Origin of the sequence: Arcanobacterium buesumense (genome assembly GCF_012563545.1) — a bacterium.
In the GTDB taxonomy this organism is placed as follows: domain Bacteria; phylum Actinomycetota; class Actinomycetes; order Actinomycetales; family Actinomycetaceae; genus Arcanobacterium; species Arcanobacterium buesumense.
Map to the genome: position 1 here is coordinate 385,288 of NZ_CP050804.1, position 13,004 is coordinate 398,291.

The following is a 13,004-nucleotide window of genomic DNA, read 5'->3' on the forward strand; positions in this document are numbered from 1 at the left end:
GTTATGCCCAATTCCCGGTTATGGGATAGTCTTGGTGAGCCAGTCATCATTGCCCATCGTGGCGGTGCTATCGAAGCACCGGAAAATACTCGTTACGCCTTCGAACTGATGCGTTATCTTAATTTTCGTTATATTGAAACTGATGTTCGCAGTACCAAAGATGGCATCGCAGTTATCGTCCATGATCGGCGTATTGATAGGGTCTCTTCGCATCGTGGCCGAGTTTGTGACTACACCTGGGAAGAGTTATCGGCAATGACTGATCACTCTGGTGGCTATTTTATGCGACTTGATGAAGTACTCAGCGAATTCCCTGACATGATCTTCAATGTTGATGCCAAAGAAAATCGTGTCGTAGAACCATTAATTAATGCTATTGAAGCAGCTCAAGCCCGTTCCCGAGTATGTGTGGCATCGTTTTCCGAACGACGATTACGTCGGCTACGGCGGGCACTTCCGGGGATCGCTTCTTCGTTGAGTGTGCTATCTGTTATCAAGCTTTTCTTTGCGGTACGCTCGCCGCGAGCCATTCGCAGTATTTTGCTTCGCTTTATTCCTGGTTATTTACAAGGAGTTCAAGCAGTGCAAGTTCCCCGAGAATTTCATGGCATTGAGATTGTCAATCAAGCATTTGTTGAGGCGGCCCGCGAGCAAGGCTGGGCAGTACATGTCTGGACAGTTAATGACACGACAGTTGCACGGCGTCTGCTAGATCTTGGCGTGCAGGGCATCATCACCGATATTCCCCAGCGAATGGCGAGTATCTGGCCGTAAGTTCGCTGGTGGCGGTCTTTTTGCAAGTGCGCATCAGGCTACTTAACATGCGAAGATAACAGCCCTATCCAAGGTGGGAGATGGGGTAAGGTGGGGTGAATGGCAGAAAAGCATAACAGAACCGCTCATAGCTTTCGTTATGCTATAGCGGTTTTTATCGTACCCCGAACTGGATTCGAACCAGCGACCTTCTGCTCCGGAGGCAGACGCTCTATCCCCTGAGCTATCGGGGCTCAGACCTTTGCTAGCATAGCAGGATTATTTTCCTAATAAAAATACAGCAGGGCATTGCGCGTCCTAAATCACCTTGAATGTGGCCAAACGCATGAGTCTTTGTTCGGCAGTGATAGAAAAATTGGTGGCTTGGACAGATACACTTGATTTATGACTCCAGAAGAACTCAAGGTACTGATTTTTAATATCGTTCATGAAGCGGCACAAGACGGAACAATTGCGCTTGACCCGGATACAATTCCCCCGGTTCGCGTCGAACGCCCACGTGTTCGCGAACATGGTGATTGGGCGACTAATGTTGCCATGCAATTAGGTAAAAAAGCTGGCATGAACCCGCGTGATTTTGCTCAGCTCGTCGTCGAAAAACTTGTTGCCCATGAGGGGATTGACCACGCCGAAGTGGCTGGTCCAGGTTTCATCAATATTACTGTCAATGCAGCGCAAGCCGGTGAACTCGCACGTACCATCCTTGACCAAGGAGAAAGCTACGGAAAAAGTCAAGCGCTTGATGGTCAGGTCGTTAATCTAGAGTACGTCTCTGCCAATCCAACTGGCCCTATCCATATCGGCGGTGCTCGCTGGGCTGCGGTAGGGGACTCGCTGGCTCGTATTTTGCAAGCTAGTGGCGCTAGTGTTGTGCGAGAATACTACTTTAATGATCACGGTTCACAAATTGATCGTTTTGCAAAATCGCTTTTGGCCCGAGCGCGTGGTCAGGAAGCTCCTGAAGACGGCTATGGCGGTCAATATATCGAAGATATTGCCAACGCTGTGATGGCAGAGCATCCAGATGTTGATCCATTATCTTTAGAAGATGATCAAGCTCAAGAGTTTTTCCGTGAGTACGGCGTTCATCGTATGTTCGGCGAAATCAAAAAAGAACTAGCAGGATTCCGTGTCGAATTTGATGTCTTCTTCCACGAAGATTCACTGCATGAATCTGGTGCAGTGAATCAGGCGATCGGTGATTTGCGTAGTAAGAACGTAGTCTATGACCAAGATGGCGCAACCTGGCTTCGTTCAACAGAGTTTGGTGATGATAAAGATCGGGTTATCATCAAGTCTGACGGTGATGCGGCATACTTTGCTGGCGATATCGCTTACTATCTCAATAAGCGTGAACGCGGTGCAGACCACGTCATTATTATGTTGGGTGCTGACCATCATGGATACATTGGCAGAATGTATGCAATGGCTCGTGCTTTTGGTGACACTGCTGGTAAAGGGGAGAACCTTGAAATCCTCATCGGCCAACTCGTTAACTTAGTCCAAGATGGGCAGCCAGTACGGATGTCAAAACGTGCCGGAACCATTGTTGTTTTGTCTGATCTTCTTGATGCGGCAGGTGTAGATGCTGCACGTTACTCATTAGTGCGAGCAGCAATGGACACCACACTTGAAATTGACCTTGGGCTCATTTCTTCGCGTACGAATGAAAATCCAGTGTATTACGTACAATATGCTCATGCGCGCACTAAGTCAGTTGATGCCAATGCAGCTGCGCACGGTGTTACCCGTGATAGCTTCGATCCAGCTCTGCTAGATTCAGCTGCCGATGCAGAGCTCATTGCGAAATTAGCACAGTTCCCAGAGATTGTTGCGCAATCTGCCCAACTGCGTGAACCGCACCGAGTAGCACGATATTTGGAAGAATTAGCTAGCGCGTATCACGGTTGGTACGGTGTTTCGCGTGTGACACCGCGTGCTGATGAGCCAGTATCAGATCTGCACCGCACTCGGTTATGGCTTAACGATGCCGCTGGCCAAGTTCTAGCTAACGGATTGTCATTACTGGGTGTTAGTGCACCAGATAAAATGTGAGAATTGAATCCGCGTATGCGATTAGTCAGGGATTATGCCCGTATTCGTGTCCCGGCTACTACAGTTCTAGCTAGTAGCCGGGACGGCGAAAAGCTTGGTGTCGCACTTAATATGTGTGACGATTACGCAATAACTGTCACTGTGGGGCAAAGCAGGGCGATGATTACTGGGCCAAACAAACAGGTTTTTCCACAAAATGAATCTCATCCAACTATTGAGGCCATTTTTGCAACACTAGATATCCTCCAAGAACCGCATGCCGGTATATCGCTCATTGGTCAAACGGCCATCCCGCCTGCAGCTGGTTTAGGTGCGCGATCTGCGGCAGTAGTAGCTGGAATTGCTGCAGTGCGACACCTATATGGGTACCCGGCAGAATTTACTAATAATCAGATAATTGAGATTGCGAGAAAACTCGGTGTGTCACCCGAGCGGGCATCTGCCATTTTGTCTGGGAACGGTTGTGGGTATTGGCAAAACCAGAATAGTTCCCATATCTGGCCGGTAGAGCTGGCAGCAGATCTCCCGGCCACGCTAATGCTCCCTGAGTTCGGGAAAAACCGAGACCAGCATACCTATTCGGTAGGACCAATATCGGCATTATTACGGGGATTAACCAATGATCCACAGATATTGACACATGTGTGCCCTACGTTTCTTGTACCTCAAACACAAGATGAGCGGGTTGCATATAGTGCCCACATTCTTACTGCACTGCATAAGGCACAGTGGCCGGCACTCATGTGTGGATCAGGTCCGGCGTTTATTGTTTTTGCCCGTCTTGAATCTAATATGTGTGCGATGCTGAAAGAGCAAGGGTATGTTGCTCACGAGACTTCATGGGGTACAGGCTTGGAGGTTGTGAGCGCTACGTAACGCTTTTCGCATAGCATAGCGAAAGTAAAGTGTGTATTATAAGAACAGCGGACAACCTCCTCTGGTTGTAGTATGTCTCTTAATGAGTCAAGATCCGCACGGCTGATGAATTATCTCGCCGTTTATCCTTAATGATCCTTAAAGCCATTGAGGCTTGATTATATCTAGAAGGCCTATGGGCCGCCGAGGAAGGAACCTCGTGAGCGAAACAACAACTGCTCGTAAGCCCGCACTATCTACAATGCGGCTCCCAGAACTTAAAGAATTGGCTGCGTCGATGGGAATTAAAATGCCCCCCAAGTCACGCAAAGCTGATTATATTGCGGCGATTAGAAGCAATAATACTGAAGTGAAGAATTCCCGGTCGGGAAAGTCGGTACAGAATGCTGATAAAACAGAAAATGAATCAGTATCGCGAACCGTCCAGTCTGACGCGTCGAATGAATCTGTAGATACAGAATCGAAAAAGATTGATATTGAATTACCAAATGAAGGCGGGCGTAATCGTAACCGCCGTGACCGGCACAATGATCGTCGCTCAGCAAAAGCTAAAATGAGTGACGAAGAAAAAGCCGCTGCGCTTAGCGCTTTAGAAGAGGCTGCTGAACGCCGTGCTGAGGAACGTGGGCCGGTACGAGACAATGATGATGAAGATAATCGTCATCGTCGTGATCGCAACCAAAACAATCGTCGTGATCGCAACCAAAACAATCGTCGTGATCGCAACCGTAATCGTCGTGATCGCAACCAAGAGAATAATCAAGAATCTCATAACAACGATCACGCATCTGAGCAATCAGCAGCTGAAGATGTTTTGATTCCAGTTGCGGGAATCCTTGATATTGACGGAAATAATGCCTACCTGCGTACTGGCGGCTACTTACCAGGCAAGAGTGACGCATACGTTTCATCACAAACAATTCGTCGTTTTGGATTACGCCGTGGCGATGCGATCCAAGGATCAGTTCGTCCGCACGCGGAAAACTCTCGTGGACGCCAACACAAATATAATCCACTTGTTGATGTAGAGACGATTAACGGGCTGAGTATCGAAGATGCTGCGTTGCGTCCGGAGTTCAACAAGCTCACCCCGCTTTACCCGCAAGAAATGCTACGGTTAGAAACTACACAAAAGGCACTGACCACGCGAATTATTGATCTTGTAGCCCCAATCGGTAAGGGACAGCGAGGCTTAATTGTCTCCCCGCCAAAGGCTGGTAAGACCGTTGTGATGCAGCAAATCGCGATGGCGATTGCCAATAACAACCCAAACGTTCATTTAATGGTGGTTCTGGTTGATGAGCGACCAGAAGAAGTGACCGATATGCAACGTTTAGTAAAGGGCGAAGTTATTGCATCAACCTTTGACCGCCCAGCATCTGATCATACAATTGTTGCTGAGCTTGCAGTTGAGCGTGCTAAGCGTTTGGTCGAATTGGGACAAGACGTCGTTATCTTGCTAGATTCCCTTACCCGGTTATCGCGAGCTTACAATCTGGCCGCCCCAGCATCTGGTCGAATTTTGTCTGGTGGCGTTGACGCTGCTGCATTGTATCCGCCAAAGAAGTTCTTTGGCGCTGCTCGAAACATTGAAAATGGCGGTTCGTTGACGATTATTGCCTCCGCGCTCGTGGAAACTGGATCGAAGATGGATGAAGTTATTTTCGAAGAGTTCAAGGGCACTGGCAATATGGAATTGCGGTTGTCACGTCAGCTTGCGGACCGACGAATCTTCCCGGCAGTAGATATTAATGCATCCGGCACTCGCCGTGAAGAGCAACTACTTTCGCCTGAAGAGCTCAAGATTATGTGGCATTTACGCCGCGGCTTGGGTCAGATGGATGTCCAAGAAGCCTCAGATCAACTACTGGGACGGATGCGTAAAACAGAATCGAATTCAGCATTGCTGATGTCGATTGTTCGCGGTGTCCAAGGTGCGGGTATCGAAGAGTAACTTTTCTCCATATCGGCCGTGAATCTACTCACTAATAATGGTAAAACCGCGACCGATATGATGTAATAATGCGTCGGCTTTTGGTTCACCACATGGCCGCTGAAAGCTACTATTGCTTTCCGCAAGCTACGAAAAATCGATATTTTTCGGGTGCGATGTGGACCCAGGGCACAAAACGATCCAAGGAGATTTCCTATGAAAAAGGACATTCACCCAAATTACGCTCCCGTGCACGTAACATGCACCTGCGGTAATGAATTTGATACTCGTTCCACCCTCACTGGTGGCGAGTTGCGTGTAGACGTTTGCTCGGCATGCCACCCGTTCTACACTGGTAAGCAGAAGATTCTGGATACCGGTGGTCGTGTGGCTCGCTTCGAAGCTCGATACGGCAAGCGCACCAAGTAGCTTTGTTACCAAACGCCGGTACGATTCGTCGTACCGGCGTTTGTTTTACACTTAATACTAGTAACGATCAGATCGACGACGCGGATACGGCGCCGTCATAAAACCCGGCCGACAGCCGTCAACATATAAGGACAATAATGAGTGCATTTCCCGCAGCTGATGCGATGGTGGCAGAATACCAGGAGATCGAAGATCAAATGTCTTCACCGGAGGTCTTATCGCGTCCGGAAAAACTGCGAAGCTTAGGCCGGCGATATGCTCAACTAGGACGCGTCGTTTCTCGATATCGCACATGGCAAAAGGCCGCGGCTGACCTTGCTGACGTGCGTGAGATTCTCTCATTAGGCGGTGAGGACGCACAACTTTTTGAATCTGAACTCCCGCGATTAGAAGAAGAAGCCGCTGCTGCCGCGGCTAGTCTTCGTGATGCTCTGATTCCGCGCGACCCTGACGATCCGCGTGACGCTATCGTAGAAGTTAAAGCTGGCGAAGGTGGTGAAGAGTCTGCCTTGTTTGCTGCCGATTTAGTGCGTATGTATCAACGTTACGCTGAATCTCAAGGATGGAACGTTCAGGTATTGTCAGCTACGCCAACGGAACTGGGCGGATATAAAGATATTCAAATGGCAGTGAAATCACCATCTGTATCTGAAGATCCAGCCGACGGAGTGTGGGCACATTTGAAGTTCGAAGCTGGTGTACATCGTGTTCAACGAGTGCCAACCACAGAATCTCAAGGACGTATCCACACATCGGCTGCTGGCGTTCTCGTCTTTGCTGAAGTAGATGAACCAGAAGAAGTACAAGTTGCGGATAACGAACTTCGTATCGATGTTTTCCGTTCCTCTGGCCCAGGTGGCCAGTCGGTTAATACCACCGATTCGGCAGTGCGCATCACCCACTTACCGACTGGTATTACGGTTTCAATGCAAGACGAAAAATCTCAGATCAAGAATCGCGAAGCAGCTATGCGTGTTCTTTTAGCGCGGCTTCGCCAATTACAACTTGAAGAACAGGCAGCGAAGGAAGCTGATCAGCGTCGTTCACAGGTTCGAACAGTGGATCGTTCCGAACGTGTGCGAACCTATAATTTCCCCGAAAACCGTATTGCTGATCATCGTACTGGTTATAAAGCACACAATCTAGACGCCGTCCTCAATGGCGATCTTGCACCGATTATTGAATCACTGCGCGTGATGGATGAAACTCAACGCTTGGATCAGGCTGCGAAAGACGCAACTGAAACGAAATAAGGCACTGGTTGATGACTACCTGGGCACAGAAGTTACGCGTCGGCACAATGCTCCTTGCCGACGCTGGTTTGCCATCTCCAGATGTTGATGCTCGATTGATAGCCGAATGGATCGTTAGCCAGGTACCACTTGGGCACCAGACGATAACTGTGGCTGACGAAGAACGCTTTGACAAGGCAATATCTCGCCGCGCAACAAATGAGCCGGTGCAACATATTATTGGTCGGATGTGGTTTCGATATTTGGAACTCATCAGCCGGCCAGGTGCTTTCATTGTGCGACCCGAAACTGAAATGGTGACTCAAGCTGGACTTGACGCCGTGACAGCGATGCAGAAAAAGACTCCCATCGTCGTTGATTTGTGTACTGGATCTGGAGCAATTGCGTTAGCTGTTGCAACAGAAATACCAACCAGCCGGGTATGGGGTGTGGAACGTGATGCCACGGCGTTTGCGGTAGCTGAAGAAAACAATGCCCGTTATGGTAAGCCGGTAACGCTGATTCACGACGACGCACGCACCGCCTTGCCAGAGCTTAATGGCAAAGTCGATGTGTGCATTTCTAATCCGCCTTATGTGCCACAGGAGCAAAATCTCCCTGCAGATGTGTACCATGATCCGCCGCAGGCGTTGTACGGTGGAGGAGTAGATGGCTTAGATGTGCCACGCGAACTGGTTATACGTGCATTCGATATGCTCAGACCAGGAGGCGTGTTAGTGATGGAACATGGTGACAACCAAGGTTCAGCTCTAGTTACTCATGCGCGTAGGTGTGGTTTTTATACCGCCCACACTGGGGTTGATTTGACTGGTCGAGATCGCTGGCTTTATGCCGAAAAGGGGAAAGATGATCGTTGATACAAACGAAGATCTTGATGTGGCATTAGACGTTGCCCATCAGGCCGTTACTCATGGGCATGTGGTATGTTTGCCAACCGATACCGTTTATGGCATTGGCGCAGACCCGTTTTCTTATGACGCGGTTACTGCCTTATTGGCGGCAAAGTCACGCACCCGCGCGATGCCACCACCGGTTCTTGTTGCATCTATTGAACAAGCACGTTCATTAGTTGCTCAGCTCCCACAAAGTGCGCACAGGTTAATGGATAAGTTTTGGCCTGGTGCATTGACGATTATTTTGCCTGCTAAAGAAACCTTAGGTTGGGATTTAGGAGAAACCTTCGGAACTGTTGCGCTGCGGATGCCAGATGATGCTGTGACCTTAGAGCTTTTGCAGCGAGTTGGCCCGTTGGCAGTGACGTCAGCTAACAAAACTGGGCAACAACCGGCTGTGGAAATATCCCAAGCTGTTGCACAGTTAGGAGAAGCAGTTGCCGTATATCTTGACGGCGGAACCTCACCAGGTGGCGTGCCGTCAACGATTGTGCGGTGGAACCACGATTCCGATACCTATGACGTTTTACGTGACGGTGCTATCAGCCAGGATGATATAGCAACTATTGTGAGTCTTGAGGTGACGTCGTGAGGGCTTACCTGCTGATTATGGTTATGGCCGGAATCGTGACCTACTTGCTTGTACCTGTAGTGCATCGAATTTCGCTTGCTGTTGGGGCGGTAACACAAATTAGAGCTCGCGATGTTCATAAAGTGCCCATTGCCCGCTTAGGGGGCGTGGCAATGTATCTGGGTTTCGTTTCAGCGCTTGTTATTGCTTCGCAAATTCCTTATTTCCATAGTGTTTTAGGGGATAGCTCTGTGGCATGGGCAGTGGTTGCTGGCGCCGGGATCATATGCTGTATCGGAATTATTGATGATATTTATGAGTTGCCGTGGTATGCCAAACTTGCCGGCCAGATGTTGGCTGCTGGAGTAATGGTGTGGTTTGGGGTGCAGTTGGTGAGTGTTCCGCTACTCGGCCTGACTGTTGGGTCTGCACGACTAACTTTATTTGTGACTATTGTTGCGGTTGTCGTCGTCGTTAACGCAGTGAACTTTATTGATGGGCTGGATGGTTTAGCGGCTGGCGTTGTTGGAATTGCGGCATTGTCGTTTTTTGCTTACACCTACTATCTGACCCGAGAGAACTCGCCTGGTGATTTTACTTCCGTAGCAACGGCATTGGTCGCTGCCTTAGTGGGAATATGTTTTGGGTTTTTGCCTCACAATTTTCATCCTGCCCGGATATTTATGGGGGATTCGGGAGCGTTAATGCTGGGGACCATTATTGCTGGTGCTTCTATTGTTGTTACTGGCCAAATCGATCCGGCAGCGGCGAATACGCCAGAGGCTATCCCGGCCTATATGCCGTTAATTGTACCGTTGTTAATTCTTATCATTCCGCTAGTGGATTTGGTGTGGGGTGTGGTTCGTCGCGTGGCTCAGGGACGTTCTCCTTTTTCGGCCGACGCTGGACATTTACATCATCGACTTTTACGGCATGGACATTCACATACGAATGCAGTGCTGGTGTTGTATATGTGGACTGCAGTAGCCTCGGTGAGTGCAGTTTGTGGGGTGGCTTTCCCGTTAAAGTGGGTGGTGCCGATGGCGCTTTTAGGTGTGATAGGGGCAATTGCTGTAACTTCGCGGGTCTTTGCAGCGCGTCGGGAGTTGATTGCTCGGCGTATGAAAGAAAAAGTCGAGTATATTCGTGCGCAATGGAAGTAATGTGAAGCGAAAACCGGGCCAGCGCCTAACTGCTGATCAGATTATTTCGAGAGCCACGCTGTGGAGCATCATCGGTGTGGGACTAATGACAGTTATAGCCACGCTGATAATGGCCCTTAGTGGCATAATGCACATTGTTCCTTCTGTTGTGCTGGGTGGCGCTGTTGTCTGCGTAATGAATGCCGTTTCGCTTATCGTATCTCATATTGGAGACCGGGTAACTTCCTTAACGACGGTGAGTGCTATCGGCGGCTATGTGGTGAAATTAGGCCTAATAATTGGGACTTTCATCTCACTTATTAAGTGGGATATTTTCCTTCCTAATATCGTGGCAATTTCAATAATATGTGGAATTATGATCTGGATAAGCGTCATGGGTTTTATTGTCATACGGACTGAGGGCCCAGAAATCGAAGAATGAGCAATACTTGTTGTAAGGCTACTTATTTGCCTTTGGTTAAGGGAGAGAATATCGGGTAGAGTTATCCGTGTTCGTACCTGGAAGTCCGGCTGTGTGCTGTGCTCGCAAATGGCTCCAAGTTTAATCCACGTGATACTGAGGGAAATTAAGAACTGTGCTTTCTTTGCTAACCACTCTGAGAACCGTGCCGATTCTGCTTGCATCAAACTCTGGCGATGGATTTGTCGCTCCTGGTCTTGAACATGAATTCAATCCAGATCCGCTACTTTTTGCTGGAACCCCGTTTGCGATTCACCGACTAATCCTCGTTCGGCTTATTGCCGTTTTTGTTTTACTTGCTGTGATGGTGTGGTATTCACGTCATGCAAAACTTGTTCCTTCTCGGGCTCAGTCAGCAGTGGAGTCTTTACTAGATTTTTCGCGGGTACAAATCGGTGAAGAAATTTTAGGTAAAGAACATGCTGAAAAGTATCAGGCCATGCTGGCCACACTCTTTCTGGGCATCTTGTTTATGAACCTCACTGGAGTGATTCCAGGTTTGCAAATCGCCGGCACATCACTTATCGGCATGCCACTCGTATATGCGTTTTTTGCTTTTGTTGGCTTTGTTGTTGCTGGAATTAAAACTCGTGGGTTTGGTCGATTCTTGCGCGAACAACTCTTCCCACCGGGAGTACCCACACCGGTCTATGTCCTAGTAGCTCCGCTAGAATTCTTATCAACGTTCGTTCTTCGTCCTTTGACTCTCACAGTTCGTCTCTTATCGAATATGGTCGCTGGACACTTTATTTTGGTTTTGTGTTTCTTGGGGACACATTACCTCTACTTCCAGATCGCCGGAAAATTTGGCGTAGCACTTGGAAGTCTGACACTTCTCGCAGGCGTTATTTTCGTCGTCTTCGAGCTTTTTGTTGGCGCATTGCAGGCATACATTTTCGCGATGCTTGCAGCCGTCTACATTTCATTATCCATCTCAGAACACTGAGACATACAAACAAAGGAAACTCCAATGATCGGTAACATCGCCACCATCGGTTACGGTATTGCAACTATTGGCCCAGGTATTGGTATTGGCCTTATCGGTGCAAAAAACCAAGAGGCAACCGCTCGTCAGCCAGAACTTAAAGGCTATTTGCGTGTGAATATGATTCTGTCGATCGCATTCGCTGAAGCACTCGGCCTTATTGGCTTCGTGGCTGGTTTCGTCTTCGCTGCGTGATACTGATGCTAAGTTCAACTATCCTTGCAGTAACTGAAGGCTCTGGCTTTTCGTTGCTAGTTCCGGCAGTGCCGGATCTTATCTGGGGTACCGTTGCCTTTTTGATTGTAGCGCTGGCGATCTATAAGTTTGCTTGGCCTTCGTTTATCGCCATGCTCGATGAGCGTGCCGAAAAAATCGAACACGGCATTAAGGCGGCAGAAATTGCGCGCGTAGAGATTGATGCGGAACGCGCTGATCTTGCTGATCAGATTCGTGATGCCCATCGAGATGCAGAGCAAATTCGCGAGAAAGCAACTGCTAACGCTAAAGCTATTGTTGCAGATGCTCAAGAGCAGGCCCGCTTTGATGCTGACCAGATCCTTGACATCGCGCACCGGCGTATCGCTGCAGACACTGACGCGGCACGTCGTACATTGCGTTCTGATGTGGGCGCGTTAGCAACGGACTTGGCTGCTCGTATTGTTGGTGAGGCATTGACTGACAGTGAGCTAGCCCAGCGGGTAACAGACAGATTCCTTGACGAACTAGAAGTTTCAACGATTTCAGCTCATCAGGAGGCCTAATGCGTTCGGGAAGTATAGCGGCTCTTGACCGGGCACGCGATCGTTGGGATGCGGTATTACGCAATACGCCAGGAATGGAAATCGATAGCGCGAATGCTATTTTTGCGGTTATTGATATTCTCTGTAGCTATCCCAACGTTATCGCCGCAATGGAAGACAGCGCCCGTGGTGAAGATAGCCGTGCTCAACTTGCGCACGATATTTTCAGCGGTAAGGTGCGTGAAGACGTCGTCGAACTGTTGATGGGGCTGACGCGTGATCACTGGTCAGAAAACGGCGATCTCCCACTAGCCCTTGAGTACCTTGGTATTCACACGTTGTTAGTCGGGGCGAAGCAATCTGGGCAACTAACTGATGTTGAGCAAGAGCTTTACGTTATTTTGCGTACCTTGCGCAATGAACGCGGATTGCGCCTGACACTCAGTGACACACTATATGAGCCGCTGCAACGTGCTGAACTAGCTCGGAAAGTTTTTCACGAGTACGGAACATACACTAAAGAGTTACTCGCGCGGGCGGTCGTCCGTATTGAACGAGGCCGAACCTTGGCGCAGTCTCTTACGCGGTATCTCGATCTGGCAGCTGACCTCGATCATCATATCGTTGCTTCGGTTATCAGTGCGGTTCCGCTTACTAGGGCGCAAGAAGAGCGACTTACGAAAATTCTTACCCGAACCTACAACACAGCCGTTGCCATCCATGTGACTTTGAATCCCGACGTTATCGGTGGTATTCGAATTCACGTGGGCGATGATGTGATCGATGGGACACTTGCCAGCCGAATTGCGGCACTGCGAGAAAAATTTACTAACTGAAATAGAACTGGCAGCTTTCGGGCTGCTTCGAGCGAA

Annotated in this window: 14 protein-coding genes and 1 tRNA gene; 14 read left to right on the plus strand and 1 reads right to left on the minus strand. The window is 49.0% G+C overall.

What is annotated here, in order from left to right; all coding sequences use genetic code 11:
• Nucleotides 1-3: 3 nt before the first annotated feature.
• Complete coding sequence (locus HC352_RS01705) at nucleotides 4-774, plus strand: glycerophosphodiester phosphodiesterase family protein (protein ID WP_168917302.1); 771 nt, start codon at nucleotides 4-6, stop codon at nucleotides 772-774.
• A gap of 160 nt (nucleotides 775-934) precedes the next feature.
• Here HC352_RS01705 and HC352_RS01710 read toward each other — a convergent pair.
• Nucleotides 935-1,007, minus strand: a tRNA-Arg gene (locus HC352_RS01710).
• 151 nt (nucleotides 1,008-1,158) lie between these two features.
• On the opposite strand from HC352_RS01710, the gene argS reads away from it, so the two are divergent.
• The 13 genes from argS (at nucleotide 1,159) to HC352_RS01775 (ending at nucleotide 12,968) form a co-directional block, all read left to right on the plus strand.
• On the plus strand, nucleotides 1,159-2,829 hold the full coding sequence (argS, locus tag HC352_RS01715; RefSeq protein WP_168917303.1) for an arginine--tRNA ligase: 1,671 nt from the start codon (nucleotides 1,159-1,161) through the stop codon (nucleotides 2,827-2,829).
• 15 nt (nucleotides 2,830-2,844) lie between these two features.
• Nucleotides 2,845-3,705, plus strand: a complete 861-nt coding sequence (locus tag HC352_RS01720; protein ID WP_168917304.1) for a GHMP family kinase ATP-binding protein — start codon at nucleotides 2,845-2,847, stop codon at nucleotides 3,703-3,705.
• 241 nt (nucleotides 3,706-3,946) lie between these two features.
• Entirely contained in the window at nucleotides 3,947-5,659 is a 1,713-nt protein-coding gene (rho, locus tag HC352_RS01725; RefSeq protein WP_211080718.1) for a transcription termination factor Rho, read from the plus strand.
• A gap of 195 nt (nucleotides 5,660-5,854) precedes the next feature.
• On the plus strand, nucleotides 5,855-6,067 hold the full coding sequence (gene rpmE / locus HC352_RS01730) for a 50S ribosomal protein L31 (protein WP_168917306.1): 213 nt from the start codon (nucleotides 5,855-5,857) through the stop codon (nucleotides 6,065-6,067).
• Nucleotides 6,068-6,204: 137 nt separating this feature from the next.
• Nucleotides 6,205-7,320: a peptide chain release factor 1 gene (gene prfA / locus HC352_RS01735; protein ID WP_369801254.1), complete on the plus strand. Its 1,116-nt coding sequence runs from the start codon at nucleotides 6,205-6,207 to the stop codon at nucleotides 7,318-7,320.
• An 11-nt stretch (nucleotides 7,321-7,331) separates the two neighbouring features.
• Nucleotides 7,332-8,177: a peptide chain release factor N(5)-glutamine methyltransferase gene (gene prmC, locus HC352_RS01740; protein WP_168917307.1), complete on the plus strand. Its 846-nt coding sequence runs from the start codon at nucleotides 7,332-7,334 to the stop codon at nucleotides 8,175-8,177.
• On the plus strand, nucleotides 8,167-8,805 hold the full coding sequence (locus tag HC352_RS01745) for an L-threonylcarbamoyladenylate synthase (RefSeq protein WP_168917308.1): 639 nt from the start codon (nucleotides 8,167-8,169) through the stop codon (nucleotides 8,803-8,805). Before prmC ends, HC352_RS01745 begins: the two co-directional genes overlap by 11 nt.
• Nucleotides 8,802-9,947 (plus strand): MraY family glycosyltransferase, encoded by a 1,146-nt coding sequence (locus tag HC352_RS01750; RefSeq protein ID WP_168917309.1) that lies wholly within the window; start codon nucleotides 8,802-8,804, stop codon nucleotides 9,945-9,947. Before HC352_RS01745 ends, HC352_RS01750 begins: the two co-directional genes overlap by 4 nt.
• Nucleotide 9,948: 1 nt before the next feature.
• Nucleotides 9,949-10,368 carry a hypothetical protein gene (locus tag HC352_RS01755; protein ID WP_168917310.1) on the plus strand — a complete coding sequence of 140 codons (420 nt, stop codon included), beginning with the start codon at nucleotides 9,949-9,951 and terminating at the stop codon, nucleotides 10,366-10,368.
• 184 nt (nucleotides 10,369-10,552) lie between these two features.
• Nucleotides 10,553-11,353 (plus strand): F0F1 ATP synthase subunit A, encoded by an 801-nt coding sequence (gene atpB / locus HC352_RS01760; protein ID WP_247645209.1) that lies wholly within the window; start codon nucleotides 10,553-10,555, stop codon nucleotides 11,351-11,353.
• A gap of 24 nt (nucleotides 11,354-11,377) precedes the next feature.
• Nucleotides 11,378-11,587 carry an ATP synthase F0 subunit C gene (atpE, locus tag HC352_RS01765; protein ID WP_168917311.1) on the plus strand — a complete coding sequence of 70 codons (210 nt, stop codon included), beginning with the start codon at nucleotides 11,378-11,380 and terminating at the stop codon, nucleotides 11,585-11,587.
• A gap of 5 nt (nucleotides 11,588-11,592) precedes the next feature.
• Nucleotides 11,593-12,153, plus strand: a complete 561-nt coding sequence (gene atpF, locus HC352_RS01770) for a F0F1 ATP synthase subunit B (protein WP_168917312.1) — start codon at nucleotides 11,593-11,595, stop codon at nucleotides 12,151-12,153.
• Complete coding sequence (locus HC352_RS01775) at nucleotides 12,153-12,968, plus strand: F0F1 ATP synthase subunit delta (protein WP_168917313.1); 816 nt, start codon at nucleotides 12,153-12,155, stop codon at nucleotides 12,966-12,968. The genes atpF and HC352_RS01775 overlap by 1 nt, the downstream gene beginning before the upstream one ends.
• Nucleotides 12,969-13,004 lie beyond the last annotated feature (36 nt).

Bases quoted from the DNA above. Each gene is read 5' to 3' on its own strand.
- prfA (WP_369801254.1), top strand. From the start codon at position 6,205: ATGAGTGCATTTCCCGCAGCTGATGCGATGGTGGCAGAATACCAGGAG.
- HC352_RS01720 (WP_168917304.1), top strand. From the start codon at position 2,845: ATGCGATTAGTCAGGGATTATGCCCGTATTCGTGTCCCGGCTACTACA.
- rho (WP_211080718.1), top strand. From the start codon at position 3,947: ATGCGGCTCCCAGAACTTAAAGAATTGGCTGCGTCGATGGGAATTAAA.
- atpE (WP_168917311.1), top strand. From the start codon at position 11,378: ATGATCGGTAACATCGCCACCATCGGTTACGGTATTGCAACTATTGGC.
- rpmE (WP_168917306.1), top strand. From the start codon at position 5,855: ATGAAAAAGGACATTCACCCAAATTACGCTCCCGTGCACGTAACATGC.
- HC352_RS01745 (WP_168917308.1), top strand. From the start codon at position 8,167: ATGATCGTTGATACAAACGAAGATCTTGATGTGGCATTAGACGTTGCC.
- HC352_RS01775 (WP_168917313.1), top strand. From the start codon at position 12,153: ATGCGTTCGGGAAGTATAGCGGCTCTTGACCGGGCACGCGATCGTTGG.
- argS (WP_168917303.1), top strand. From the start codon at position 1,159: ATGACTCCAGAAGAACTCAAGGTACTGATTTTTAATATCGTTCATGAA.
- atpF (WP_168917312.1), top strand. From the start codon at position 11,593: ATGCTAAGTTCAACTATCCTTGCAGTAACTGAAGGCTCTGGCTTTTCG.
- HC352_RS01705 (WP_168917302.1), top strand. From the start codon at position 4: ATGCCCAATTCCCGGTTATGGGATAGTCTTGGTGAGCCAGTCATCATT.
- prmC (WP_168917307.1), top strand. From the start codon at position 7,332: ATGACTACCTGGGCACAGAAGTTACGCGTCGGCACAATGCTCCTTGCC.